General features: G+C 60.3%; 18 protein-coding genes. 10 read left to right on the top strand and 8 right to left on the bottom strand.

Annotated features, from left to right (window positions below):
- Positions 1–3: 3 nt before the first annotated feature.
- Positions 4–714, bottom strand: coding sequence for a dihydromonapterin reductase (gene folM, locus QMK47_RS24190; RefSeq protein WP_253478071.1), 711 nt, complete (start codon positions 712–714; stop codon positions 4–6).
- 217 nt (positions 715–931) lie between these two features.
- On the bottom strand, positions 932–1,492 hold the full coding sequence (locus tag QMK47_RS24185; RefSeq protein ID WP_258689342.1) for an antibiotic biosynthesis monooxygenase: 561 nt from the start codon (positions 1,490–1,492) through the stop codon (positions 932–934).
- A gap of 220 nt (positions 1,493–1,712) precedes the next feature.
- Between QMK47_RS24185 and QMK47_RS24180 the strand changes: the two genes are divergently transcribed.
- Positions 1,713–2,672 carry a MerR family transcriptional regulator gene (locus QMK47_RS24180; RefSeq protein ID WP_258689341.1) on the top strand — a complete coding sequence of 320 codons (960 nt, stop codon included), beginning with the start codon at positions 1,713–1,715 and terminating at the stop codon, positions 2,670–2,672.
- On the opposite strand, the gene QMK47_RS24175 is transcribed toward QMK47_RS24180, so the two are convergent.
- Together QMK47_RS24175 and QMK47_RS24170 are read right to left on the bottom strand one after the other, a co-directional pair.
- Complete coding sequence (locus QMK47_RS24175) at positions 2,669–3,274, bottom strand: hypothetical protein (RefSeq protein WP_018604184.1); 606 nt, start codon at positions 3,272–3,274, stop codon at positions 2,669–2,671. The genes QMK47_RS24180 and QMK47_RS24175 overlap by 4 nt on opposite strands.
- Before the next feature lie 54 nt (positions 3,275–3,328).
- Entirely contained in the window at positions 3,329–3,802 is a 474-nt protein-coding gene (locus QMK47_RS24170) for a PAS domain-containing protein (RefSeq protein WP_253478063.1), read from the bottom strand.
- A gap of 153 nt (positions 3,803–3,955) precedes the next feature.
- Between QMK47_RS24170 and QMK47_RS24165 the strand changes: the two genes are divergently transcribed.
- The 4 genes from QMK47_RS24165 to QMK47_RS24150 all read left to right on the top strand — a co-directional run bounded on the left by QMK47_RS24165 (position 3,956) and on the right by QMK47_RS24150 (position 7,394).
- The gene (locus tag QMK47_RS24165; protein WP_320389428.1) at positions 3,956–4,411 is read left to right on the top strand and encodes a flavodoxin; all 456 of its coding nucleotides are present in this window, start codon (positions 3,956–3,958) and stop codon (positions 4,409–4,411) included.
- Positions 4,412–4,547: 136 nt separating this feature from the next.
- Positions 4,548–5,330, top strand: coding sequence for a class II aldolase/adducin family protein (locus QMK47_RS24160; protein ID WP_320389427.1), 783 nt, complete (start codon positions 4,548–4,550; stop codon positions 5,328–5,330).
- On the top strand, positions 5,330–6,232 hold the full coding sequence (locus QMK47_RS24155; protein ID WP_258689338.1) for an alpha/beta fold hydrolase: 903 nt from the start codon (positions 5,330–5,332) through the stop codon (positions 6,230–6,232). The genes QMK47_RS24160 and QMK47_RS24155 overlap by 1 nt, the downstream gene beginning before the upstream one ends.
- A gap of 250 nt (positions 6,233–6,482) precedes the next feature.
- Positions 6,483–7,394: an SDR family oxidoreductase gene (locus QMK47_RS24150; RefSeq protein WP_053125096.1), complete on the top strand. Its 912-nt coding sequence runs from the start codon at positions 6,483–6,485 to the stop codon at positions 7,392–7,394.
- 106 nt (positions 7,395–7,500) lie between these two features.
- Here the strand turns inward: QMK47_RS24150 and QMK47_RS24145 are convergent, their stop codons facing one another.
- The 3 genes from QMK47_RS24145 to QMK47_RS24135 form a co-directional block, all read right to left on the bottom strand.
- Positions 7,501–8,283: an ATP-grasp domain-containing protein gene (locus QMK47_RS24145; RefSeq protein WP_320389426.1), complete on the bottom strand. Its 783-nt coding sequence runs from the start codon at positions 8,281–8,283 to the stop codon at positions 7,501–7,503.
- Between the two features lie 123 nt (positions 8,284–8,406).
- Positions 8,407–8,658 (bottom strand): bacteriocin immunity protein, encoded by a 252-nt coding sequence (locus QMK47_RS24140; protein WP_253478047.1) that lies wholly within the window; start codon positions 8,656–8,658, stop codon positions 8,407–8,409.
- Complete coding sequence (locus QMK47_RS24135) at positions 8,655–11,462, bottom strand: S-type pyocin domain-containing protein (protein WP_320389425.1); 2,808 nt, start codon at positions 11,460–11,462, stop codon at positions 8,655–8,657. The genes QMK47_RS24140 and QMK47_RS24135 overlap by 4 nt, the downstream gene beginning before the upstream one ends.
- Before the next feature lie 634 nt (positions 11,463–12,096).
- Here QMK47_RS24135 and QMK47_RS24130 point away from each other — a divergent pair.
- The 3 genes from QMK47_RS24130 (at position 12,097) to QMK47_RS24120 (ending at position 18,122) form a co-directional block, all read left to right on the top strand.
- Positions 12,097–13,890: a DUF1302 domain-containing protein gene (locus QMK47_RS24130; protein WP_253478041.1), complete on the top strand. Its 1,794-nt coding sequence runs from the start codon at positions 12,097–12,099 to the stop codon at positions 13,888–13,890.
- Between the two features lie 22 nt (positions 13,891–13,912).
- Positions 13,913–15,280, top strand: coding sequence for a DUF1329 domain-containing protein (locus tag QMK47_RS24125; protein WP_253478038.1), 1,368 nt, complete (start codon positions 13,913–13,915; stop codon positions 15,278–15,280).
- A 292-nt stretch (positions 15,281–15,572) separates the two neighbouring features.
- Complete coding sequence (locus QMK47_RS24120; RefSeq protein ID WP_320389424.1) at positions 15,573–18,122, top strand: LuxR C-terminal-related transcriptional regulator; 2,550 nt, start codon at positions 15,573–15,575, stop codon at positions 18,120–18,122.
- Between the two features lie 62 nt (positions 18,123–18,184).
- On the opposite strand, the gene QMK47_RS24115 is transcribed toward QMK47_RS24120, so the two are convergent.
- Positions 18,185–18,982 carry an IclR family transcriptional regulator gene (locus tag QMK47_RS24115; protein ID WP_320389423.1) on the bottom strand — a complete coding sequence of 266 codons (798 nt, stop codon included), beginning with the start codon at positions 18,980–18,982 and terminating at the stop codon, positions 18,185–18,187.
- A gap of 151 nt (positions 18,983–19,133) precedes the next feature.
- Here QMK47_RS24115 and hmgA point away from each other — a divergent pair, with 151 nt between their 5' ends.
- A complete protein-coding gene (gene hmgA, locus QMK47_RS24110) occupies positions 19,134–20,438 on the top strand; it encodes a homogentisate 1,2-dioxygenase (protein WP_253478029.1) in 1,305 nt (434 codons plus the stop codon).
- Positions 20,439–20,441: 3 nt separating this feature from the next.
- Positions 20,442–21,746: a fumarylacetoacetase gene (gene fahA / locus QMK47_RS24105; protein ID WP_253478026.1), complete on the top strand. Its 1,305-nt coding sequence runs from the start codon at positions 20,442–20,444 to the stop codon at positions 21,744–21,746.
- The last annotated feature ends 5 nt before the right edge of the window (positions 21,747–21,751 follow it).

Raw genomic sequence — 21,751 nt, 5'->3', positions numbered from 1 at the left:
AGGCTATTTGACGTGCCGCCCGCCGTTGACGGTCAGGGTCGTGCCGGTGACATAAGGGTTATCCAGCAGATAACGCAGGCTCTGGTAGATCACTTCGCTGCCGGGTTCGATGCCCAGCGCGGACTTGGCCAGGGCCTTGGCGCGGTAAGCCGCGTCGTCCTCGGGGTTGAACAGTAGCAGGGCCGGGGCGATGCCGTTGACCTTGATCGCCGGGGCGAACTTCGCCGCGAACGACAGGGTCAGGCTTTCCAGGCCAGCCTTGGTGGCGCAATAGGCGATATGCCGGGCGCTGCCCTTGCGGGTCACGTCATCGCTGATGTGCACGATATCCGCCGGGGTTGAACGCTGCAGCAGCTCGGCGCCGTGCAGGTTGATCAGGTAAGGCGCAAGCATGTGCACGCCGAACATGGCGTTGAAGGCCGTCGCTTCGCTGCCGGGCTCTTCGGCCAACCAGGCCGAGGCGTTGTGCACGATGGCCCGCAGCCGGTCGGTGTGCTGCTTGAGTTGTTCGATAAAGGCCAGGATCCCCGCTTCGCTGGAGAAGTCGGCAAACAGCACCACCGCCCCCAGGTCCCGCAGCGTCTGCACGCCAGGGCGTTCGGTGCGATAGGTCGCGATCACCGGTTGCCCGTCTTCCAGCAATCGCCGGGCACAATGCAGGCCGACGCGCTGGGCTGCGCCAGTGATCAGGATCGGGGCGATGGCGCTGGACATAGGACGGCTCGGTTCACGGCAAGAGCAAAACTATAACAGCGACGCGGTGCGCGTCCTATGTCCAAAGGTGAATCCAGAGTTCCCCTGTGGGAGCGAGCTTGCTCGCGATAGCGGACTGACGGGCAACACTTGGTGTGGATGTACCGGCCTCATCGCGAGCAAGCTCGCTCCCACAGGTTTGGGGCTCCCACACGGATCAATGCGCAGGCTGGCGACATCAATGATTCTGCGTAGCCGGCAACGTCCGCTGTGGCGCGCCGTTGAGCCAGTTCGCCAGCAGATGGGTCGACATCGGGATAAACAGGTAGACCATCAGTGGCGTCAGGATCAGCGTGCTGATGAACACCCGGTTCAACAGGCCCAGTTCGCCCAGCAGCGGCCCCAACAGGAAATTGAACAACAGCGACACGGGAAAGAACGCCAGCCAGATGGCCACTGCCTGTTTCCAACGGGGCGGACGCTGGCCGACCGCACCGAACCAGCCATCGATGCCACGCACCCGATGTTCGGAGGGATGGGCAAACAGATCACTGCCCCGTCCCAGCCAGGCCATGCGAGAAGCAGAGTGTTCCCAGGCGTGCAGCGTTTGCTCGTCGGCAAAACGGAAGATGATCTGGAATTCATCGTCCTCGGGCGGTGGAGCGAGCACGCCGGAACCCAGGTAGCCGGGAAAGTCGGTTGCCAGTTGTTCGCCTTCGCGCAACCAGGCGATCAGGTCCTGATAACGTCCATTGGCAACGCGGCGGGCAACCATCAGGGTGACGGGTGAGGTAGACATTATGTATCTCCGTAAGACAGGCGCGGTACTCCGGGTAGGAGGTTCGCGGGGGACGCCCCGGGGTGGTGGGTAGCGTCTGGTCGCCAAAAAACAGGCAAGAATTATTCCCGATTGCGCATAAAACAACAAAACCGCACATCGAGTACGTTTATTCTTGTCATGACATGTCCTGGGAGGGGTAAACTAGGGTCCAATTTGCCAGCCGGAATTGTCTGCCAAAATGAGTGTAATCACCGAGGATGGCTTCGTTTTCCAGGGATCAGGTGCGTTGAAGCGGGAGGACCTGTTTCCCATTCGCGAAGTCGCGCGCATGACCGGCGTTAACCCCGTGACCCTGCGTGCCTGGGAGCGGCGCTACGGTCTGATCCAGCCTACCCGCACCGAAAGCGGGCATCGCCTGTACTCGTTGAGCGATATCGAAAAGGTGCGCAGCATCCTGGCCTGGCTCGAGCGCGGGGTGGCCGTCAGCAAAGTGGGAAAGATCCTGGCGAAGACCGAGTCGGTGCAACCGGTCTCCACGCTGATCTCATCCGATCTGGTCAGGACCGATCACGCCCGCTGGCAACAACAGGTGGCGGACGCGGTTAGCAATTTTGACGATGTAGAACTGGATCGCGTCTACGGGCAGGTCTTTTCCACCTACACCGTGCCGATCGTATTCCAGGAAATCCTGATGCCGCTTTGGCGACAGCTATTGCAGCGCCAGCAGACGTTCGGGCAAGCCAGCGAATGGGTGTTTCTTGATGGTTTCCTGCGTTCGCGCATCGCCCAGCGGCTCTTGCTCAAGCGCGAAGGTGCGTCGCCGCGTGTCCTGGTCTGCGCGATTGCCGATCATTGCCATGAACTGGAGTTGCTGGTCACGGCGCTGTTCCTGTCCAAGGAGGAAGTGGGCGTCAGGCTGTTGTCGATCGGCCTGCCGTTCGAGGAATTGACCCTGGTGTGCCAGAAGGTCCAACCGGTGGCATTGGTGCTGGTTTCCAATCATGCGCCAGCGGTCGATTTACCTAAACGCTTGGGGAAGTTGGCAATGAGCCTGGATTGCCCGTTGATGCTGGCCGGTGATGCATCCGATCTGGCACAGGAGAGCCTGGTTGGATCGTCGATCGGTTGCCTGGGCAATGAAGGAGCGGTGATGCGCCAGCGCCTGCGTCAATTTCTGGCAGGCAACCTCGACACCTAGAGATGCATGGAGGGATGGGTCAGGCGATGTTGCTGCAGGATGTACTGGCGCAGGCGCTCCGTCTCGTCCTGGTCATTCTGGCTCAGGTGGTAGGCAAACAGGCCGCGATCGGTTTCCCGTTCGAAGGTTCCTCGCAAGGAAATTCTCTCGTAGCCTGATGGGCTGAACCACAAGGCAAACTGCTTCGGCGGTTTGGTCCGACTGCGGTTTTCCAGCAATACGCCTTTGCAGGAGACTTCGTGGACCCACAGCGGTCCCGGCTGACCCTTGATATTTTCCAGCGCCACCGGCTCTTCGAGCGCCAGACGCCATGGGCGTATCTTCGGTCCGTCCTCGTAGATGCTCGGTACACCCAAGCGCAGGTGCATCGCATGGAATTCGTCTTCCACCAGATGCAGCGGAAAGGTCATTTGCTGGTTTTCGAAATTGGCTTGCAGCGTAACCTGCTCATTTGCCGCCAGACGTGTCAGCAAGTCACGGATCTGCGACCCACCGTTTACCAGCAAGCTCGACGTGACATCCCGCTCGTTCAGTTGCGGGTTGTGTTGCATGGTTCGGATGAAATCCAGTTCATCCTGCGTCAGAAGGGCATCGCGCTGCATGATCTGCTCGAAATGATTATTTACGTGTTCACTGGTGATTGTAGTGACTGACCATTAATTCGTGGTTTTGTTTGAACCGTTCGTCGCTTCGAGCCGGGCAATTGTCTCCCGCGCGTCGGCCAGCTCCTTTTCCAGCTGTGCGACGCGTTGTTGAGCCTTGACCTGGGTCGTGACGTCTTTTTGCACACCCACGAAATAGGTATGTCCGTCAGCCTGGTTTTTTACCGTGGACAGTGACAACTCATTCCAGAACGGCGTGCCGTCCTTGCGGTAATTGCGCAGCACCTCACGACAGGTACCACCCTCTTTCAGGGCTTTGCGAATCAGCTCCAGCGAGGGCTGGTCCCTATCACCCGATTGCAGGAACCGGCAATCCTGATAGAGGATTTCGTCGCGGTGATAACCGGTCAATCGTTCGAAGGCCGGGTTTACGTAGATCAGGATATTGTCTTCGCCTTCTTTTTCGGCGATGACAATCCCGTCGTTCGAAGCATTGATGACCAGTTGCATCAGTTGAGCGTTGATCATGGGGAGAACCCTTTGAACATCCTTGTCGAAGCAGCATTCTAAAAGAAATCGACAGGCTGTCCACTGGCCATTAGGGCCGTTGAGAGCCATTCGCAGCCTGACAGGCGCAACTGGTACTATTCCGGCTCTTTTTTCAGGTTCAGGATCAGATTGATGAAAGTCGCCATTCTTTCCGGCTCGGTGTATGGCACCGCCGAAGAAGTCGCCCGGCACGCCGCCAAACTGCTTCGCGAGGCAGGCTTTGAAACCTGGCACGACCCGCGTGCGACCCTGGCGGATGTGCAGGCATTCGCCCCAGAGGCCGTGCTGGCAGTGACTTCCACGACCGGCATGGGCGAGTTGCCGGACAATTTGATGCCGTTGTATTCGGTCATCCGCGACCAGTTGCCCGGGTTCTTTCGTGGTTTGCCTGGCGCGGTGATCGGCCTGGGCGACGCCAGCTATGGGGATACTTTCTGCGCCGGTGGCGAGCAGATGTGCGAGCTGTTCGTCGAATTGGGCGTACGCGAGGTGCTGCCGATGCTGCGTCTGGATGCCAGCGAAAGTGTCACGCCGGAAGCCGACGCCGAGCCATGGCTCGCTGAGTTGATCGACACGTTGCGCGCTTGACGCGGGTGCGCTGACTCGTTCGGCCAGTAAGCTGGCTGCCAACGCAACTACCGCCTCTGAAAGAGCTGACTAGACTGATTTTCTTGCGTACGACGTTTCGATCGAGACATATAACAAGAAACCAGAGGTCAGAGCCGTGAGCGTAGCGCCCGTCCAAACGACACTCAGCATCAAGGATCAGGTCAGTGCGGCCGAATGGCAAACCCGGGTGGACCTTGCCGCCTGTTATCGGCTTGTCGCGCTGCATGGTTGGGATGACCTGATCTTCACCCATATTTCCGCAAAGGTTCCCGGTACCGAGGATTTCCTGATCAACCCGTTCGGGATGATGTTCCATGAAATTACCGCCTCGAGCCTGGTCAAGGTCGATCAGGCCGGCAACAAGTTGATGGACAGCCCCTACGAGATCAACCCGGCCGGCTACACCATCCACAGTGCGGTGCATGAGGTGCGCCATGATGTGGCCTGTGTGCTGCACACCCACACCGCTGCTGGCGTGGCGGTATCGGCCCAGAAGCAGGGGGTGCTGCCGATCAGCCAGCAATCGCTGTTCGTGCTGTCGAGCCTGGCCTATCACGCCTACGAAGGGGTGGCCTTGAATCACGAAGAAAAGGCTCGCCTGCAGGTGGACCTGGGCGAGAGCAACTTCCTGATGCTGCATAACCATGGCTTGCTGACCTGCGGCGGGACCATCGCCGATACCTTCCTGATGATGTTCACCTTTCAGCGGGCCTGTGACATTCAGGTCCTGGCGCAGAGCGGCGGGGCCGAACTGATTGCCATCGAGCCGCAGATCCTGGCTGGCGCCCGGGCGATGATCGCCGGGGTGACCAAAAGCGCCCAGGGCATGGGCGGCGCGTTGGCCTGGCCGGCGTTGTTGCGCAAGCTCGATCAACAAGACGCCGGGTATAGAAGCTGATGCCCCTGGCCCAGATTCCCCTGCGTATCTGGCGCCAGCGCAGCCAGATCTTCATGTTCCGTGGTCATGCCATCCGTTACTGGGTGGCCGGGCAGGGCGAGCCGCTGCTGCTGATCCACGGTTTTCCCACCGCCAGTTGGGATTGGCATTACCTGTGGCAACCGCTGGCGCAACGCTACCGGGTGATCGCGTGTGACATGCTCGGTTTCGGCGACTCCGCCAAACCGACGGATCACGTCTACAGCCTGCTGGAGCAAGCCGATTTGCAGCAGGCCTTGCTGGCGCACCTGAATGTGCGGGGCGCGCTGCATGTGTTGGCCCACGATTACGGCGACAGCGTGGCCCAGGAACTGCTGGCGCGGCATTACGAAGCGCGCATCCACCTCGCCAGTTGTGTCTTTCTCAATGGCGGCCTGTTCCCGGAAACCCACCGCCCGGTCTGGGCCCAGAAACTCTTGCTCAGCCCCCTGGGGTGGCTGTTGGGGCGGGCGTTCTCCCGGGAAAGCCTGGTCAGCAGCTTTCGGCAGATTTTCGGCCCCAGGACCACCCCCACTGAAAGCGAGTTGGATGATTTCTGGAGCCTGGTGCAAGCCCATCACGGTCCGAGGATCATGCACAAGCTCATCGCCTATATTCCCGAACGCCGTGTGCAGCGTGATCGCTGGGTGCAGGCGATGCAGCGCGGCGACGTGCCGTTGCGGGTGATCGACGGCGCGCTCGACCCGATTTCCGGTGAGCACATGGTGGCGCGCTACGAGGTCCTGATCCCGAACCCGGACACGGTGTTGTTGCCCGACATTGGTCATTACCCGCACATCGAGGCGCCGGTGCAGGTGCTCAAGCATTACCTGGCGTTTCGCGAAGCCATCGCCGCGCCGAGCAGACAAATGGCCTGTTCATGACGACACCCTGTGGGGGCTAGCTTGTGTGGGAGCGATTGTGAATACGGAATTTGTGGGTAACAAAATCCCTTGTGGGAGCGAGCTTGCTCGCGATGGCAGCGCCGGAAATTGAATGTGCCGCCGTGGCCTGGGCCTGCATCATCCCCTCACCTTATCGCCCACCATTCACTGGCAACCGTGTTGATTGTGACCGGCCGACTTGTGCCGGACACTCGTGCCCATTGTCCTGTCCGCCTGCTGGAGTTCTGTCATGAGTGAGTCTGTGCGCTTCGAAGATAAAGTCGTGATCGTCACGGGAGCCGGCGGTGGCCTGGGACGCGCCCATGCGCTGCTGTTCGCCAGGCAAGGCGCGAAAGTGCTGGTCAACGACCTTGGCGGCTCGGCTCAAGGGGAAGGGGCCAACGCCTCGGCAGCAGACCGGGTGGTCGCCGAAATCCGCGAGGCGGGCGGTATCGCCGAGGCCAACCACGACTCGGTGACCGATGGCGACAAGCTGGTACAAAACGCCCTCGACGCGTTCGGTCGCGTCGATGTGGTGGTCAACAACGCAGGGATCCTGCGGGACAAGACGTTCCACAAAATGGACGACGCCGACTGGGACCTGGTCTACCGCGTCCACGTCGAGGGCGCCTACAAGGTGACCCGGGCCGCGTGGCCGCACTTGCGTGAGCAAAACTACGGGCGGGTGATCTTCACGGCGTCTACCTCGGGCATCTACGGCAACTTCGGCCAATCCAACTACGGCATGGCCAAGCTCGGCCTCTATGGTTTGACTCGGACCCTGGCCATCGAAGGCCGCAAGAACAACATCCTGGTCAATGCCATCGCCCCCACCGGCGGCACGCGCATGACCGAAGGCCTGATCCCGCCGCAGGTATTCGAACAACTCAAGCCCGAACTCGTCAGCCCGCTGGTGGTGTACCTGGCCAGTGAGACCTGCCAGGAAACCTCCGGCCTGTTCGAAGTGGGCGGCGGCTGGATGGGCAAGGTGCGCTGGGAACGCAGCCTGGGGGCGGGCTTCGATCCGCGCAAAGGTTTTTCGCCCGAAGACGTCGCCGCCCATTGGCAGCAGATCTGCGACTTCGAGCATGCGGTGCACCCGAACGACAACCTGGAAGCCTTGAAAGAAATGATGGCGAACCTGCAACGCCACGCCATCTAAGCCTCATTGCCCGGGCCGGTTGCCGTCAGTCGCGGTAACCGTGCTCATGGAAAATATTTTTTCACCAGGGCCGCCAGGTTCGCGGCGGTCTCGATAGGGCACAGACCTATCCCGCACGGCTCAACATCCAGGCAAAGCGCTCAGCGGGCCATTCCTTGCGGTCTGATACCTGCCCGTCACCGAGCTCGACCACCCGCAGCACACCGTCTGACCTGAGTACTACGTCGACCGAGAAAAAAGGACTGTCAATCAGCCGTGCGCACTCGGTCACCAACTCAGGAATCTCATCGGTGACGCCATAGGTCTGCCCATGGAATACAAAATAGCGACGCTCGGTTTCTTCAATGTAATCCTCTCGTCGCCTGACGCATATACCGCCTTCAATCTGCCCCCGGTATTGGCGCATCTCTTCAACAAGCGGAGCTATGCCTTCGGGAGTGTCCACTAGGCTGCCACCACCGGTGTTAAGTGACTTTACGTAGTCCTTGATGAAGTAGCCTGGCCATTGCAGACCTTCGAGCGCTTGAACGAAGTTTGCATCGCTGTCCAGCACCACCGTTTCGCTCGTATAGGCAGTCAACAACGGATACCACTGTGGCAGGTGATGACAGTGTCGATATTGCGGGGCGTTGGTGACTTCAATGACGCCTTTTTCACGCAGTTGGTTAACCAAAGCAGCATAAGCGTCGGGTGTCAGCATCCACCCGCGGTACAAAATCGAGTCTCCGGGCGTGAGGGACGCAGAAGTCTTGAAAAGGCCCGCTTCGAAATCTTCAAAAGAGAACAGCACACTCCTCAGTCCCGCAGTCATTACCGCTTCGTACTCTTCAGCGTACTGCTCGTCAGGACGTTTTTTATCAAATGGGTCGCTAGGATAGAGGAGGTGCATTGCTTCTTACCGATGAGAAGTGGAGGGTCAAAATGCTGCTGGGTTCGGTACATCATGACGCCGGAGTCGATAGACCCCTGCTGCCGATTATTCAGCAGCAAGGGCGTTCAAATATCTGGAGCGTCAGGGTTGCTTGAAGCCTGGTTTACCGTTGGCTGCACGCCAGTTTTTTATCTCGTCGACTATCGCCTCAGAGCTTTCCTTGCCAGGCTCTGGATAGAATAGTAAATCTGACCCGGCGGGATGCTCTGAGATTCTCTCGAACTCTAGTACTGCATCGATATCCGCTTCTTCTGAAGGGTAATTCCCCTCTGAAATTTCTATAACAAAGGCAAGAAATTCTTTTTCCGTTATATCTGTTGTTATTTTTTTCATTGCTTGCGCTCTCTATGAATTTCAATGTGTCTTTTAGGGGTGGTGAGAGTGATGTTGTCGATATCGTAAACTTGGCCATTTAAGGATACGAAATGTTTATGGTGAAGTTCATACTTTATTCGGGCGCCAATTTTTTCAGCTTTCCTGACGTAGGCGGAGCGTCCGTTCTCCATACGAACCCGATTGCGTAAATTAAACTGTTGAGAAAGTATAGGATCTCCGGCAACGGCCTTCCAAAAAGCCTCCCGAAACTTCCTGAAATTCCTAAACTCCCTCCCCCTCAACTGATCCGCAATCTGCGACGGAATGGCTGCCCCTTCACCTTTCGATGCTGCATCCGTCCACACGCCTGAAACCGGAGCCCCCATTCCCAGCGCAACCCCAGGGTCTTCCCTTCGATCCCTGAACATGACGTACAGAGGCGGCAGGCCCGAGTCGATTGGGAAAACGAAAACATAATCATCGAAGCTGTCTGCGGTTATTTCGGGGAACGGATCGATCCTTCCCTCTATGGGCGTTACCGATGCGCCTGTATAAACAGGCGGGGCGGGTGGTTCGGCGGGAAGGGCCGTGGAGCTGTTGCCGGGTTGAACGACCGGCGTCCACGTCAAGGTTCTGGGTGGGGTTTGTTCAGTTGTAGCGATGTAGAGGTTTTGTTGTGCGTCATAGGTAACCGGAACCACTCTGACTTTCGACGGATGGGTTACGCCGTCGATGTTGATCACGAGGATTTCGGATTGGCTATCCACGGTCGCTTGAGAAGTGAGGCGTACCGGTAAGTCAACGAATCCGTCGGCCGCTGCGATTGCATGAAAGTCGTGGTGTTGGATCGGTGCGAGTTCTGAGAGTGGCGTGCTGAACGCATATCGCTCGGGTAATTCACCGTTCGCCAGCTTGGGTGAATAGAGCAGCGCCGCAAAACCCGCCAAGGTCGGCACAGCCACTGCGGTGAGCGACTCGATAGCCATGGCGACTGCGGCTCGTAGCGCAGCCTGGATTGCCAAGGTCACTTCAGAACTTATGGCCAGGCTACTGCCGACAAGCGTGAGCACCGGACCGGCTGCGGCTGCCGCGCCCGGTATCGGATAGGCGCGCCCCGCCAGGACTTGTTCCAGTGCTTGTGCCTGGGCTACGCGTAGGATCTGGGCTTCGGCTGCCTTGCGTGCCTCTTCCGCGGAAGCCCATTCAGAAGAATTGTTAAAGACGGTATAGATGGGCGGAATACCCGACTCAACCGGGAACACCGTGACGAACCCATTACCAAAATCGTAATCCTCCAGCTCCGGATCCTTATCGACCCCTCTGGTTATGGCCCAGGGGGTTCCGGCTTCATAGAGGTCGATCTTCGGCACGATCGATGGCAGTGTCGTGGATGCATCCGTTTCTTTTACGATAGGCGTCCAGGTCATCAAGGTGGATGAGCCATCTGGACTGTAGGATTTGTAGACGTTGCTGTGAGGGTCGAGTGTTGCAAGCCTGACCGGCACGCTGGAGGGCACCGATGTTCCGTCGGCACTCGCGACGACGAACATCATTTCGTCGTCGGTGGTCATGGAACCCAGCACAATCGGGAGATTGATTTCTCCTTTCGATGCTGCGATTGCCAGCAAATCATCGGTGTTGGCTGGAGCTAGTTCTGATAGGGGAACACTCAGGGCGTAGCGTTCTTCGTTGCCCAGCTCCGACGGGTCAATCAGTGACGCAAACCATGCAACAGCGGGTAATGCCTTTGCGGTAACTGTTTTTAGGATCGCCGACACCGCGGTGCGCAACTCATCCGTGATGCTCGAGGCGGTCACCCGGTTGGGGGCGAAGGTCCCACCTGCGATTGTAAATACTGGGCCAGCGGCTGCGGCGGAGCCCGATACAGGAAATGTACGGGTAGCCCGGGCTGGTTGACGTGCCTTTTGAACTTCTGCCTGACGCCTCGCTTCCTCCGCCTCCAGTTCTTCAGCAGCGGCCCATCTTTCGGCCTCCCATAAGGCCATGGCGGCATCGTGGGCTTGTTTGGCCGCGACCTTTTCCGCTTCTGCCAGTTGTCGGGCTTTTGTCGCCGCGACAGCTGCAATCTTTGCCCGTTCTTCCGCTTCACGTAGAGCTTGAGCCACCTTTTGTGCTTTTTCAGCGGCCAAACGCTGTACTTCTTTTTGCACCTGCTCCTGAGCCTGTACCGCAGCCAGCCATTTAAGTACTTCGACTTGCTGCTGATTCAGCATATTGATGGCTTGGGACAGCAGCCTTGCCTCGTACGCTGCCTTGAGCGATGTGGCCCACGCTTTTATCGCAATACCGTTCGGGGGGACTAGCCTCTCTAGGGTCAGGGCTTTCGGATAGAACGCCTGTAATGGCTTACCGATTGGATCGACGCCGTAGAAACTATTGGCAAGCGCTGTTTTTTGATGGAATTGGGCGGTTTTTCGCGCCAACAGTGTATTGCGAACGCTCAATTCGCGAGCGATTGCCGCTGCGGGGGGAAGAGAGCGTGTCGATCCCTCAAGCCTAATCGCCGCCAGATCGTTCTCAATGGTTTGCGGCAGCTTGCTGAGCTGGGTTTGGTACGTGCTTTCTGCAGTTTTGGTCGTGCTCTTCAACGTATGCAAAACCATACCGATCGCAGGTTCAAAACCTGCATGGCTATAGTCAGAAAAGCTCGGCGAAGCTGAACTGTCACCATCGGTGCCTATATGAGCCCTGCCTGCCGAACGATCCGGCGTGCCGCCATGTCCATGGTTGGGAGATGGTGAAGAAGAAGGTGGCGTGCGAGGTATACCTCTATTCACAAGGATATTTTTTTCTTGCTGCATATCGAGTTCCTTTCGAATCGAATCTGAATAGCCACGCCGTCATTCAACACATGCGGTCGTTCACGGCTATTTGCGTAATCACCCATCCCGGGCGACCAAGGAAACTATAAGTTCGAACTCTCAATGCAGGCAGGTGAGCCTTTCCGACAACAACGTAGGAAACAAGAAGTTTTAACTCGGAAATAGCCGCACATAAAAAAGGCCGCTGCAAAAAGCAGCGGCCTAAGCGTGACGTTGCAAAGGAGCTACAAACCAACGTCGGTAAACACGGGATGATGGATCGATACGCCAATCCATCCGAAGACGGTGTGCCAGGCAGGCATGAGGGATGCCGTGAGGCTTGTGCTTGCAGGCCCGTTGCCCTGAAAGCCCGGCCAGCATAGGCATCGTGCCTTGCGGGAAACAGCCCGGATCCGGACATGCACCGTTGCAGGGCGCGTAACAGTCGAAGGCCGGGCATGAGTATGCGCGGCGCTGATGACCCATCATCCAGTCCATCCATGCACGGCGCAAAGGCCCGCGCCGCATGGGCTGTAATCCTTTTTAGGTACAGCGCGAATACCTCCTTGGTGCGCTTATCGCCCTTGGCGTGCGGCAGTAGGGTGAAGCCTCTGTCACTCACCGGGGAAGACGCATGACAACAATAACAATGCGCGCCATCTTCAAGCCGCAGGCGCTGGCCGTCGCGGTGGCCTTGGGTTGCTGTGCCCAGGCGCAGGCCGTTTCATTCAACATTGGCGAGATCGAGGGTCAGTTCGATTCGTCGTTGTCCGTGGGCGCAAGCTGGGGCATGCGCGATGCCGACAAGGACCTGGTTGGCACGGTCAACGGCGGTCGGGGCCAATCCTCCACCGGTGATGATGGGCGGCTGAATTTCAAGAAGGGCGAGACCTTTTCCAAAATCTTCAAAGGCCTGCACGACCTCGAACTCAAGTACGGCGATACCGGCGTGTTCGTGCGCGGCAAGTACTGGTATGACTTCGAGCTCAAGGATGAAGGCCGCGAGTTCAAGGACATCAGCGACAGCAATCGCAAGGAAGGCGCCAAGTCCTCGGGGGCGCAGATTCTCGATGCCTTCGTCTATCACAACTATTCCATTGCCGATTTGCCGGGCACCGTGCGCGCCGGCAAGCAGGTGGTCAGTTGGGGGGAAAGTACCTTCATCGGCAACTCGATCAACAGCATCAACCCGGTGGACGTGTCCGCGTTCCGTCGCCCCGGTGCGGAGATCAAGGAAGGCCTGATCCCGGTGAACATGCTGTTCGCGTCCCAGGGCCTGACCGACAAGCTCACCGTCGAAGGTTTCTACCAGTTGGAGTGGGACCAGACCGTGGTGGATAACTGCGGCACCTTCTTCGGCAACGATGTGGTGGCCGATGGTTGCACCAGTGGCTACACCGTGGGCAGCCCGGCGATTGCGCCGTTCGTGCCATTGACTCAGGCCTTTGGCCAAGGCATTGAGGTGTCCAGCGAAGGGGTGGTTATTCCCCGTGGCGGTGACCGCGACGCGCGGGATTCCGGCCAGTGGGGCACGGCGTTGCGCTGGCTCGGCGATGACACCGAGTACGGCCTGTACTTCATGAATTACCACAGCCGTACGCCTACCGTCGGGACCACCACGGCGGGGCTCTCGACGCTGGCGGCATTGCCGGGAATGGTCACGATTGCCAACGGCCTGGCCCCCGGCAGCGGTGCGGGCCTGGCGCGAAGCGTCATGCTGGGACGCGGCCAGTATTACCTTGAATACCCGGAAGACATTCGCCTGTACGGTGCCAGTTTCTCCACCACGCTGCCCACCGGCACCGCATGGACCGGGGAAATCAGCTACCGCCCCAACGCACCGGTGCAGGTCAATACCAACGACCTGACCCTGGCCCTGCTCAACCCGATTGCCGGTGGCGCGGCTTCACCCATTGCGACCTCGGCCGGGGCGGATAACACCGGCTACCGGCGCAAGGAAGTCACCCAGGTCCAGAGCACCCTGACGCATTTTGTCGATCAGGTACTGGGCGCCGAACGCCTGACGCTGGTGGGCGAGGCGGCGGTGGTGCACGTCGGCGGGCTGGAGTCCAAGGACAAGCTGCGTTACGGCCGCGATTCGGTCTACGGCCAGTACGGGTTCAATGGCGACACCGATGGCTTCGTTACCTCGACTTCCTGGGGCTATCGCGCCCGGGCGATTCTCGACTACGCCAACGTGATCGGTGGTGTGAACTTCAAGCCCAACGTTTCCTGGTCTCACGATGTGGCCGGCTACGGTCCCAACGGCTTGTTCAACGAAGGCGCCAAGGCTATCAGCGTCGGTGTCGATGCCGACTACCGCAACACCTACACCGCCAGCCTGAGCTACACCGACTTTTTTGGCGGCGATTACAACGTTCTCGAAGACCGCGACTTCCTCGCGTTGAGCTTCGGCGTGAACTTCTGATCTGGCTGACAAGGAAAACCCAATGCGCAAGATGATCCTGCAATGCGGTGCCCTGGCCCTGAGCCTGCTGGCCGCGAACGTGATGGCGGCGGTCTCGCCGGATGAAGCGAATAAACTGGGTACCAGCCTTACGCCGTTGGGCGCGGAAAAAGCCGGCAATGCCGATGGTTCGATTCCGGCCTGGACCGGCGGCATCCCGAAAAACGCCGGTGCGGTGGACAGCAAGGGCTTTTTGGCCGACCCGTTCGCCAATGAAAAACCGCTGTTCACCATCACCGCCGAGACCGTGGACAAGTACAAGGACAAGCTGTCCGAAGGCCAGGTCGCGATGTTCAAGCGCTACCCGCAAACCTACAAGATCCCGGTCTATCCGACCCACCGCAGCGTGGGCCTGCCGCCGGAAATCTACGAGTCGGCCAAGCGCAGCGCCCTCAACGTGAACGCCATCAACGACGGCAATGGCCTGGCCAATTTCACCGGCAACCGCTACTACGCCTTCCCGATTCCCAAGAGCGGCGTGGAAGTGCTGTGGAACCACGTCACCCGTTATCACGGCGGCAACCTGCGGCGCATCATCACCCAGGCTACGCCGCAGACCAATGGCAGCTTCACGCCGATCCGCTTTGAAGAAGAAATTGCCGTGCCGTTCCTGATCAAGGATGCCGACCCGGAGAAGGCCGGCAACGTATTGACCTATTTCAAGCAGGAGGTGACTGCGCCGGCGCGCCTGGCCGGCAACGTGCTGTTGGTGCATGAGACTCTCGACCAAGTGAAGGAACCGCGCCTGGCCTGGATCTACAACGCCGGCCAGCGCCGGGTGCGTCGTGCCCCGCAAGTGGCTTACGACGGCCCGGGCACCGCCGCCGACGGGTTGCGCACCTCCGACAACTTCGACCTGTTTTCCGGTGCGCCGGACCGCTACGACTGGAAACTGGTCGGCAAAAAGGAAATGTACATCCCGTACAACAGCTACAAGCTCGATTCGCCAAGCCTCAAGTACGACGATGTGATCAAGGCCGGCCATATCAACCAGGACCTGACTCGCTATGAATTGCACCGGGTCTGGGAAGTGGTTGGCACGGTCAAGCCGAGCGAGCGGCACATCTATGCCAAGCGCCACATGTACTTCGACGAGGACAGTTGGCAGGCGGCGCTGGTGGATCACTACGACGGTCGCGGCCAGCTGTGGCGGGTGGCCGAAGGTCATGCCCAGTTCTACTACGACCATCAGAACCCGGGCTACACCCTCGAGGCGCTCTACGACATCATTGCCGGCCGCTACATCGCGCTGGGCATGAAGAACGAAGAGAAACACAGCTACGAGTACGGCTTCGAAGCCCGGGCCGCCGACTACACACCGGCAGCGCTACGGTCGACCGGGGTTCGGTAAGGCCTGAAAGGTAACTGTGGCGAAGGGATTTCTCTGTGGGAGCAAGGCTTGCCCGCGATGGCCGCACCGCGGTCTGAAAGCTGAACCGCGTTATCGTTCATCGCGGGCAAGCCTTGCTCCCACAGTGAATCCTTTCCCCACAAGGTTGCGCCTGACTTGATCATCGTGATCGACCGGCAGCGCCCCTGCCGGTCGTTTTTTTATGGGCGCCAATCAGCGCGCTGAATACTTCTCCAAAGCTCGGCGACACAGGACTAGGGTGGTGAGATAACAATAAACAGGATCTGCCCACATGACCGCCATGACCCCGTGTCCGGACCGTCCAGGATTGTTGCCTCGCCTGTCCTCGACGCACGTGCCGCGGCGGTCCCTGAGTGAGCCTTTGCTGACGTCCGAAGCGCGGGTAAAACTGCTTTGCGCCCCAGCGGGCAGTGGCAAGAGTGCGTTGTTCGCCGAGTGCTTCCTGCAGGCTCCCGCCGGGTGTCGGCTGCATTGGTTGCCATTGGGAGGCGCGGCGTTGAGCGCGGTGCAAATGTGCGAGCGCCTGGCCCAGGCCCTCGGGTTGCCGATGCTTGATGAAGCGGGACTGCTGGCCCACCTGGCGCGTTTGCAGACACCCACGTGGTTGTTCCTGGATGACTACTGCCGGGTGCCGAATCCCGAACTGGACCAGTTGCTCGACCGTCTGTTGAACACCAGTAGTCCAGCGTTGCACCTGTGGCTGAATAGCCGCCGCCGTCCCCACTGCAACTGGCCGCGGCTGTTGCTCGATGACGAGCTGCACGAGTTCGATGCGCAGGCGTTGTTCTTCACCCCTGACGATGTCCTGCCATTGCTGCGTCACCTGCCCGGTCCCCAGGCTGCCCGCACTGCCCACGAGGTGATCCAGCGCAGTGGCGGCTGGTGTGCCGGGGTGCGCATCACGCTGCTGGAGCGTTGCGAATGGGCGCGCAGTCATGCAACGCCGGGACGGCCGGGGACCTTGGTCGACTACCTGGAGTACGAACTGTTCAGCACGCTGACCCCGGATCTGGCGCAGGCCTGGCGTGTGCTGGCGCACCTGCCGCGCTTCAATGCCCGGCTATGCGAGCACCTGTTCGGCGACACCGTGGGCGTGCAATGCCTGCCCTTGCTGCTGGACCTGGGATGTTTCATCGAGCCATGGGAGCAGACGTCGGACTGGTTGCAGATTTTTCCGGCCCTGGCCCGGCTGGTACGTGAAGAGCCCTGGCCGCAGGGGCGTTCCTGGCATCGACGGGCCTGCCAGTGGTTTGCTGCCGAGCAGGACTGGCAAATGGCGTTCGAGCAAGCCATGTTGGCCGAGGAGTTCGAGACTGCCGTGAGTTTCCTGCAGCATTTGAGCTTCGAGCATGTCTTGCAGCGTCGCAACGTGGTGCTATTGCTGGGCCTGCACGATCAACAAGGCGAAGCGCTGACCCTCTGTACGCCGCAATCGGTGGGGTTGGTCACCGCTGCGCTGTTGTTCGCCGGACGCTTCGACCAGGCGTCGACATGCATTGAGCAGTTGGCCAGGTTCATGCCGCAGCCTTCGGCCTGCCGGCAGCGACAGGTGCTGGCCAGGTGGCAGGTCTTGCAAGGCTGGTTGCTGCACCTCTCGGGCGATGGCGAACAGGCGCGCGAGCACTTCCTCCAGGCCCAGGCCAGCCTGGACCCTGAGGCCTGGGCCCAACGGGTGCTGTGCCTGGGTGGGCTGACGCAGCAGGCGCTGCTTGCAGGCGAACTGGCTTCTGCGCATCGGATCAACCGCCAGGCACTGTGCCTGGCGCGTGCGCAGGGTTCGCTGGTATTCGAAGGATTGCTGGAACTGGACCACGCCCAAGTCCTGGAGCAACGTGGCGCGCCTCACCGGGCCGATCATCTGCTGGCCGCCGTCCAGGCGCTGCTGGATAAACCAGGCCAGGACTTTTCCCCGTTGTTGGGGCGTATTGCCCTGCGGCGCGGGCGCCTGGCATTGCGCATGGGGTTTGAAGAGCGCGCCGCCGAGCAGTTTCAAGCGGGTCTGGAAACGGGCCTGCACAGCCTGGACAAACAGGTGCTCTACGGATTTCTCGGCAAGGCCAGCCTGGCTGCCAACCAGGGCGACTATGGCGAGGCCTTCATGCAACTGCGCGATGCCGAACGGATCATGCAGCAGCGGCACATCCCCGACACCGTTTACCGTGGCGTGTTGCTGCAAACCAGCTGTCAGTTCTGGTTGCAACAGGGGCGGGCGGAACTGGCCCATGAAGCCTTGACCCGTGTCTTGCGCCATTTTCGCGGGCCGCAGGCCAAGCACGCGCCTCCCGCGACGCTGGAATTGATTGCGCGACTTGAATACCTGCTGGTGCTGGCTGAGGTCTACCTGCAACGGGCACAGGAGCCGCAGGCGTGCCTGCAAGCCATGATCACCCGGGCGCAGCAGAGTGAAATGCACAGCCTGGAAACCGAACTGCACCTGGTGTTGACGGAGGTTGTCTGGTTGTCCGGCGATCGTTCCCAGGCCCGGACACTCCTGCAAGAAGGGCTCAAGCGAGTCACTTGCTGGCGGGCCCAGCAAGCCTTGTGCGAGCTGCGCTTGCGCCAGCCCGAGTTGGTGCGTTGGGCGCAATCGGCAGAGCAGGTCGAGCCGCCTGCCTGCGCCGAGGACACCTTGCTCAGTCATCGCGAACTGGAGGTCCTGGAGCTGATTGCGCAAGGTCATTCAAACCAACAGATTGCCGAACGACTGTTCATTTCGTTGCACACGGTGAAAACCCATGCGCGGCGAATCCACAGCAAGTTGGGGGTGCAGCGGCGTACGCAGGCGGTGGCAAAAGCCAAGGTCATGGGGGTGATGGGCTAATGTCCCCATCGGCAACTGATCACCCTCATCTCAATGATTTAGTGATCAGGATTGTCCCGGATTTACTGGGCTGATCCCGGACCCGCTTCATACCCCATCCGCCAACTCACGGCCCGGGTCGCCGTCAACAGGCGTTGCGCCGCCGGGCCGTTTTCGTCGGCGTGGAACAGCGAGGTCGGACCAACGATGGTCATCACCGCTTTCACCTCACCGACGGCATTGAATACCGGAGCGGACAAGGCATCCACGCCCGGCATCAGCAAACCATGTACATGGTGCAGGCCGCGACTGCGAATCTGCTCGCACAACGCGGCATAAGCGCGGTCATCGGCGAGGGCGTGGTGCTCGCTGCCTTGTACTTCCTGCTCGCGCAAGCCGATGGTCTCGCGCTCCGGCAGATAAGCGCTGAATACCAGCCCGGTGGACGAACTGAGCAGTGGCAATACCGAGCCCAGTTGCGTCACCACGGTCACGGCCCGCACCGCGGGTTCGATGCGCACCACGGTCGCGCCATGGTTGCCCCACACCGCCAGGAAGCAGGTTTCGTTCAAGTCGTCGCGCAATTCGGCCAGGGGCAGGGCGGCCACTTGCAGCACGTCCATGCCGTTGAGCGCTGCCAGGCCTACGCGCAGGGCCTCGCGGCCCAGGCCGTAGTGGTTGGTGGCGGCGTTCTGCTCGGCAAACCCGCTGGCGATCAAGGCCTGCAGATACCGATGAACCTTGCTCGCCGGCATTTGCACGTGTTCGGCCAGCCGCGACAGCGACGTGGAGGGCGACAGTTCGGCCAGGGCCTTGAGTATGTCGGTGCCAACTTCGGCCGAGCGGACTTTCTGTTTACCGTTGCTGAGCGGGGTTTCCATGGAGGCGCTGGGTCCAGAGGCGAATGGGCGTCTTTATAGCTTGACGGTCGCTGTCGAGCAAATTACGTTATGCGTAATCGAATTACGATAAAAATAACCCGGTGCGCCTCAACCACTCCGTTGAGTGACGGGCCGCATTCCTGGAGGCTCCATGAACCTCGATTCCCCAGCGTCGGACCTGGCTTACCAATCAGGCTTGGGCAACGAATTTGCCAGCGAAGCCTTACCCGGCGCACTGCCCGTCGGCCAGAACTCGCCGCAGAAAGCCCCGTACGGTCTCTATGCCGAGTTGTTCTCCGGCACGGCGTTCACCATGGCCCGCAGCGAAGCGCGGCGCACCTGGATGTATCGCATCCGGCCGTCGGCCAATCACCCGGCCTTCACCAAGCTCGAACGGCAACTGGCGGGGGGCCCATTGGGCGACGTCACGCCCAATCGCCTGCGTTGGAACCCGCTGGAGATCCCCGCCGAGCCCACCGATTTCATCGACGGGCTGGTGTGCATGGCGGCCAATGCCGGTGCGGACAAACCGGCCGGCATCAGCCTTTATCAGTATCGGACCAACCGCTCCATGGAGCGGGTGTTTTTCAATGCCGACGGTGAATGGCTGATCGTGCCGCAACTGGGACGGCTGCGGATCATCACGGAGTTGGGCGTGCTGGAACTGGCACCGCTGGAAATCGTCGTGCTGCCCCGGGGCCTGAAATTTCGCATTGAACTGCTCGACCCGCAGGCCCGTGGTTACCTCGCCGAAAACCATGGCGCGCCGCTGCGCCTGCCGGATCTCGGGCCCATCGGCAGCAATGGCCTGGCGAACCCGCGCGACTTCCTGACGCCGGTCGCCCATTACGAGAACCTCGCGCAACCGACCCCGCTGGTGCAGAAATTTCTCGGCGAGTTGTGGGGTTGCGAGCTGGATCATTCGCCCCTCGACGTGGTGGCCTGGCACGGCAACAACGTGCCGTATAAATATGATCTGCGCCGCTTCAACACCATCGGCACGGTCAGCTTCGATCACCCGGACCCGTCGATTTTCACCGTGTTGACCTCGCCCACCAGCGTCCACGGCCTGGCCAACCTCGATTTCGTGATTTTCCCGCCACGCTGGATGGTGGCAGAGAACACCTTCCGTCCACCGTGGTTCCACCGCAACCTGATGAACGAATTCATGGGCCTGATCCAGGGTGCCTACGATGCCAAGGCCGAAGGTTTCCTGCCGGGCGGCGCGTCCTTGCACAGCTGCATGAGTGCCCATGGCCCGGACGGCGAGACTTGTACCAAGGCGATCAACGCTGAACTGCAGCCGGCGAAAATCGACAACACCATGGCGTTCATGTTCGAGACCAGCCAGGTGCTGCGTCCAAGCCGTTTCGCCCTGGACTGCCCGCAACTGCAAACCGACTACGATGCATGTTGGGCCTCGCTGCCTGTCACGTTCGACCCGACCCGGAGATAACCCATGACTCAACTTTCCCCTGCCCGTAGCTGGGTCGCCTGCGCCAACGGCCATACGGACTTCCCGTTGCAGAACCTGCCTTTGGGTATCTTCAGTGTCGATGGCGGTGCCCTGCGCAGTGGCGTGGCGATTGGCGAGCGGATTTTCGATCTGCAGGCGGCGCTGCACGCGGGTTTGTTTGACGGTGCGGCACGCCAGGCTGTCGAAGCCATGGCCGACGGCCAGTTGAATGCATTTTTCGACCTGGGCCGAGACGCCCGGGTTGCCCTGCGTGAACGACTGCTGGAACTGCTGCGCGAGGACAGCCCCCTGCGGGGCAAGGTCGAAGCCCAGGGCGCGAAACTGTTGATCCTCGCTGCCGACTGCCAGATGCACCTGCCGGCCAGGATCAACGACTACACCGACTTCTACGTCGGTATCGAGCACGCGCAGAATGTGGGCAAGCTGTTCCGCCCCGACAATCCGTTGCTGCCCAACTACAAATACGTCCCCATCGGTTACCACGGTCGCGCCTCGACCATTCGCCCGTCCGGCACCGACGTGCGCCGCCCCAAGGGCCAGACCCTGCCGGCCGGCCAGACCGAGCCGACCTTCGGCCCGTGTGCGCGGCTGGACTATGAGCTGGAGCTGGGCATCTGGATCGGCAAGGGCAATGCCCTGGGCGACCCGATCCCCATCGGCGATGCCGCCGAGCACATTGGCGGGTTCTGCCTGCTCAACGACTGGTCGGCCCGGGATATCCAGGCGTGGGAATACCAGCCCTTGGGACCATTTCTGTCGAAGAGTTTCCTGACCAGTATTTCGCCGTGGGTGGTGACGGCCGAAGCCCTGGAACCGTTCCGTCGTCCGCAACCGGCACGCCCGCAAGGCGATCCGCAACCGCTGCCGTATCTGCTGGACAAGCGTGACCAGGCCGGCGGTGCCTTCGACATCGAACTGGAAGTCCTGTTGCTGACCGAGGCCATGGGCGAGCAAAACCTGCCGGCCCAGCGCCTGACCCTGAGCAACACCCAGTACATGTACTGGACCGTGGCGCAAATGGTTGCGCACCACAGCGTCAACGGTTGCCAGTTGCAGGCCGGCGACCTGTTTGGCTCGGGCACCCTGTCGGGCCCTGAAAGCCATCAATTCGGCAGTCTGCTGGAAATCACCGAAGGCGGTAAAAAACCGATCGAACTGGCGTCTGGCGAAGTGCGCCGATTCCTCGAGGACGGTGACGAAATCATCTTGCGGGCCCGTTGCCGCCGCGAAGGTTTCGCGTCCATCGGCTTCGGCGAGTGCCGGGGCAAGATCCTGCCGGCGCGTTGAGGGGC

Source organism: Pseudomonas sp. P9_35 (assembly GCF_034008205.1).
In the GTDB taxonomy this organism is placed as follows: Bacteria; Pseudomonadota; Gammaproteobacteria; order Pseudomonadales; family Pseudomonadaceae; genus Aquipseudomonas; species Aquipseudomonas kilonensis.
The sequence above is the reverse complement of the archived record's forward strand: the minus strand, read 5'-3'. Positions and strand labels throughout refer to the sequence as shown.

What these genes read in the sequence shown, in the direction of transcription:
- folM (WP_253478071.1), bottom strand. Translation starts at nt 714, where the DNA reads ATGTCCAGCGCCATCGCCCCGATCCTGATCACTGGCGCAGCCCAGCGC.
- QMK47_RS24185 (WP_258689342.1), bottom strand. Translation starts at nt 1,492, where the DNA reads ATGTCTACCTCACCCGTCACCCTGATGGTTGCCCGCCGCGTTGCCAAT.
- QMK47_RS24180 (WP_258689341.1), top strand. Translation starts at nt 1,713, where the DNA reads ATGAGTGTAATCACCGAGGATGGCTTCGTTTTCCAGGGATCAGGTGCG.
- QMK47_RS24175 (WP_018604184.1), bottom strand. Translation starts at nt 3,274, where the DNA reads ATGCAGCGCGATGCCCTTCTGACGCAGGATGAACTGGATTTCATCCGA.
- QMK47_RS24170 (WP_253478063.1), bottom strand. Translation starts at nt 3,802, where the DNA reads ATGATCAACGCTCAACTGATGCAACTGGTCATCAATGCTTCGAACGAC.
- QMK47_RS24165 (WP_320389428.1), top strand. Translation starts at nt 3,956, where the DNA reads ATGAAAGTCGCCATTCTTTCCGGCTCGGTGTATGGCACCGCCGAAGAA.
- QMK47_RS24155 (WP_258689338.1), top strand. Translation starts at nt 5,330, where the DNA reads ATGCCCCTGGCCCAGATTCCCCTGCGTATCTGGCGCCAGCGCAGCCAG.
- QMK47_RS24150 (WP_053125096.1), top strand. Translation starts at nt 6,483, where the DNA reads ATGAGTGAGTCTGTGCGCTTCGAAGATAAAGTCGTGATCGTCACGGGA.
- QMK47_RS24145 (WP_320389426.1), bottom strand. Translation starts at nt 8,283, where the DNA reads ATGCACCTCCTCTATCCTAGCGACCCATTTGATAAAAAACGTCCTGAC.
- QMK47_RS24140 (WP_253478047.1), bottom strand. Translation starts at nt 8,658, where the DNA reads ATGAAAAAAATAACAACAGATATAACGGAAAAAGAATTTCTTGCCTTT.
- QMK47_RS24135 (WP_320389425.1), bottom strand. Translation starts at nt 11,462, where the DNA reads ATGCAGCAAGAAAAAAATATCCTTGTGAATAGAGGTATACCTCGCACG.
- QMK47_RS24130 (WP_253478041.1), top strand. Translation starts at nt 12,097, where the DNA reads ATGACAACAATAACAATGCGCGCCATCTTCAAGCCGCAGGCGCTGGCC.
- QMK47_RS24125 (WP_253478038.1), top strand. Translation starts at nt 13,913, where the DNA reads ATGCGCAAGATGATCCTGCAATGCGGTGCCCTGGCCCTGAGCCTGCTG.
- QMK47_RS24120 (WP_320389424.1), top strand. Translation starts at nt 15,573, where the DNA reads ATGACCGCCATGACCCCGTGTCCGGACCGTCCAGGATTGTTGCCTCGC.
- QMK47_RS24115 (WP_320389423.1), bottom strand. Translation starts at nt 18,982, where the DNA reads ATGGAAACCCCGCTCAGCAACGGTAAACAGAAAGTCCGCTCGGCCGAA.
- hmgA (WP_253478029.1), top strand. Translation starts at nt 19,134, where the DNA reads ATGAACCTCGATTCCCCAGCGTCGGACCTGGCTTACCAATCAGGCTTG.
- fahA (WP_253478026.1), top strand. Translation starts at nt 20,442, where the DNA reads ATGACTCAACTTTCCCCTGCCCGTAGCTGGGTCGCCTGCGCCAACGGC.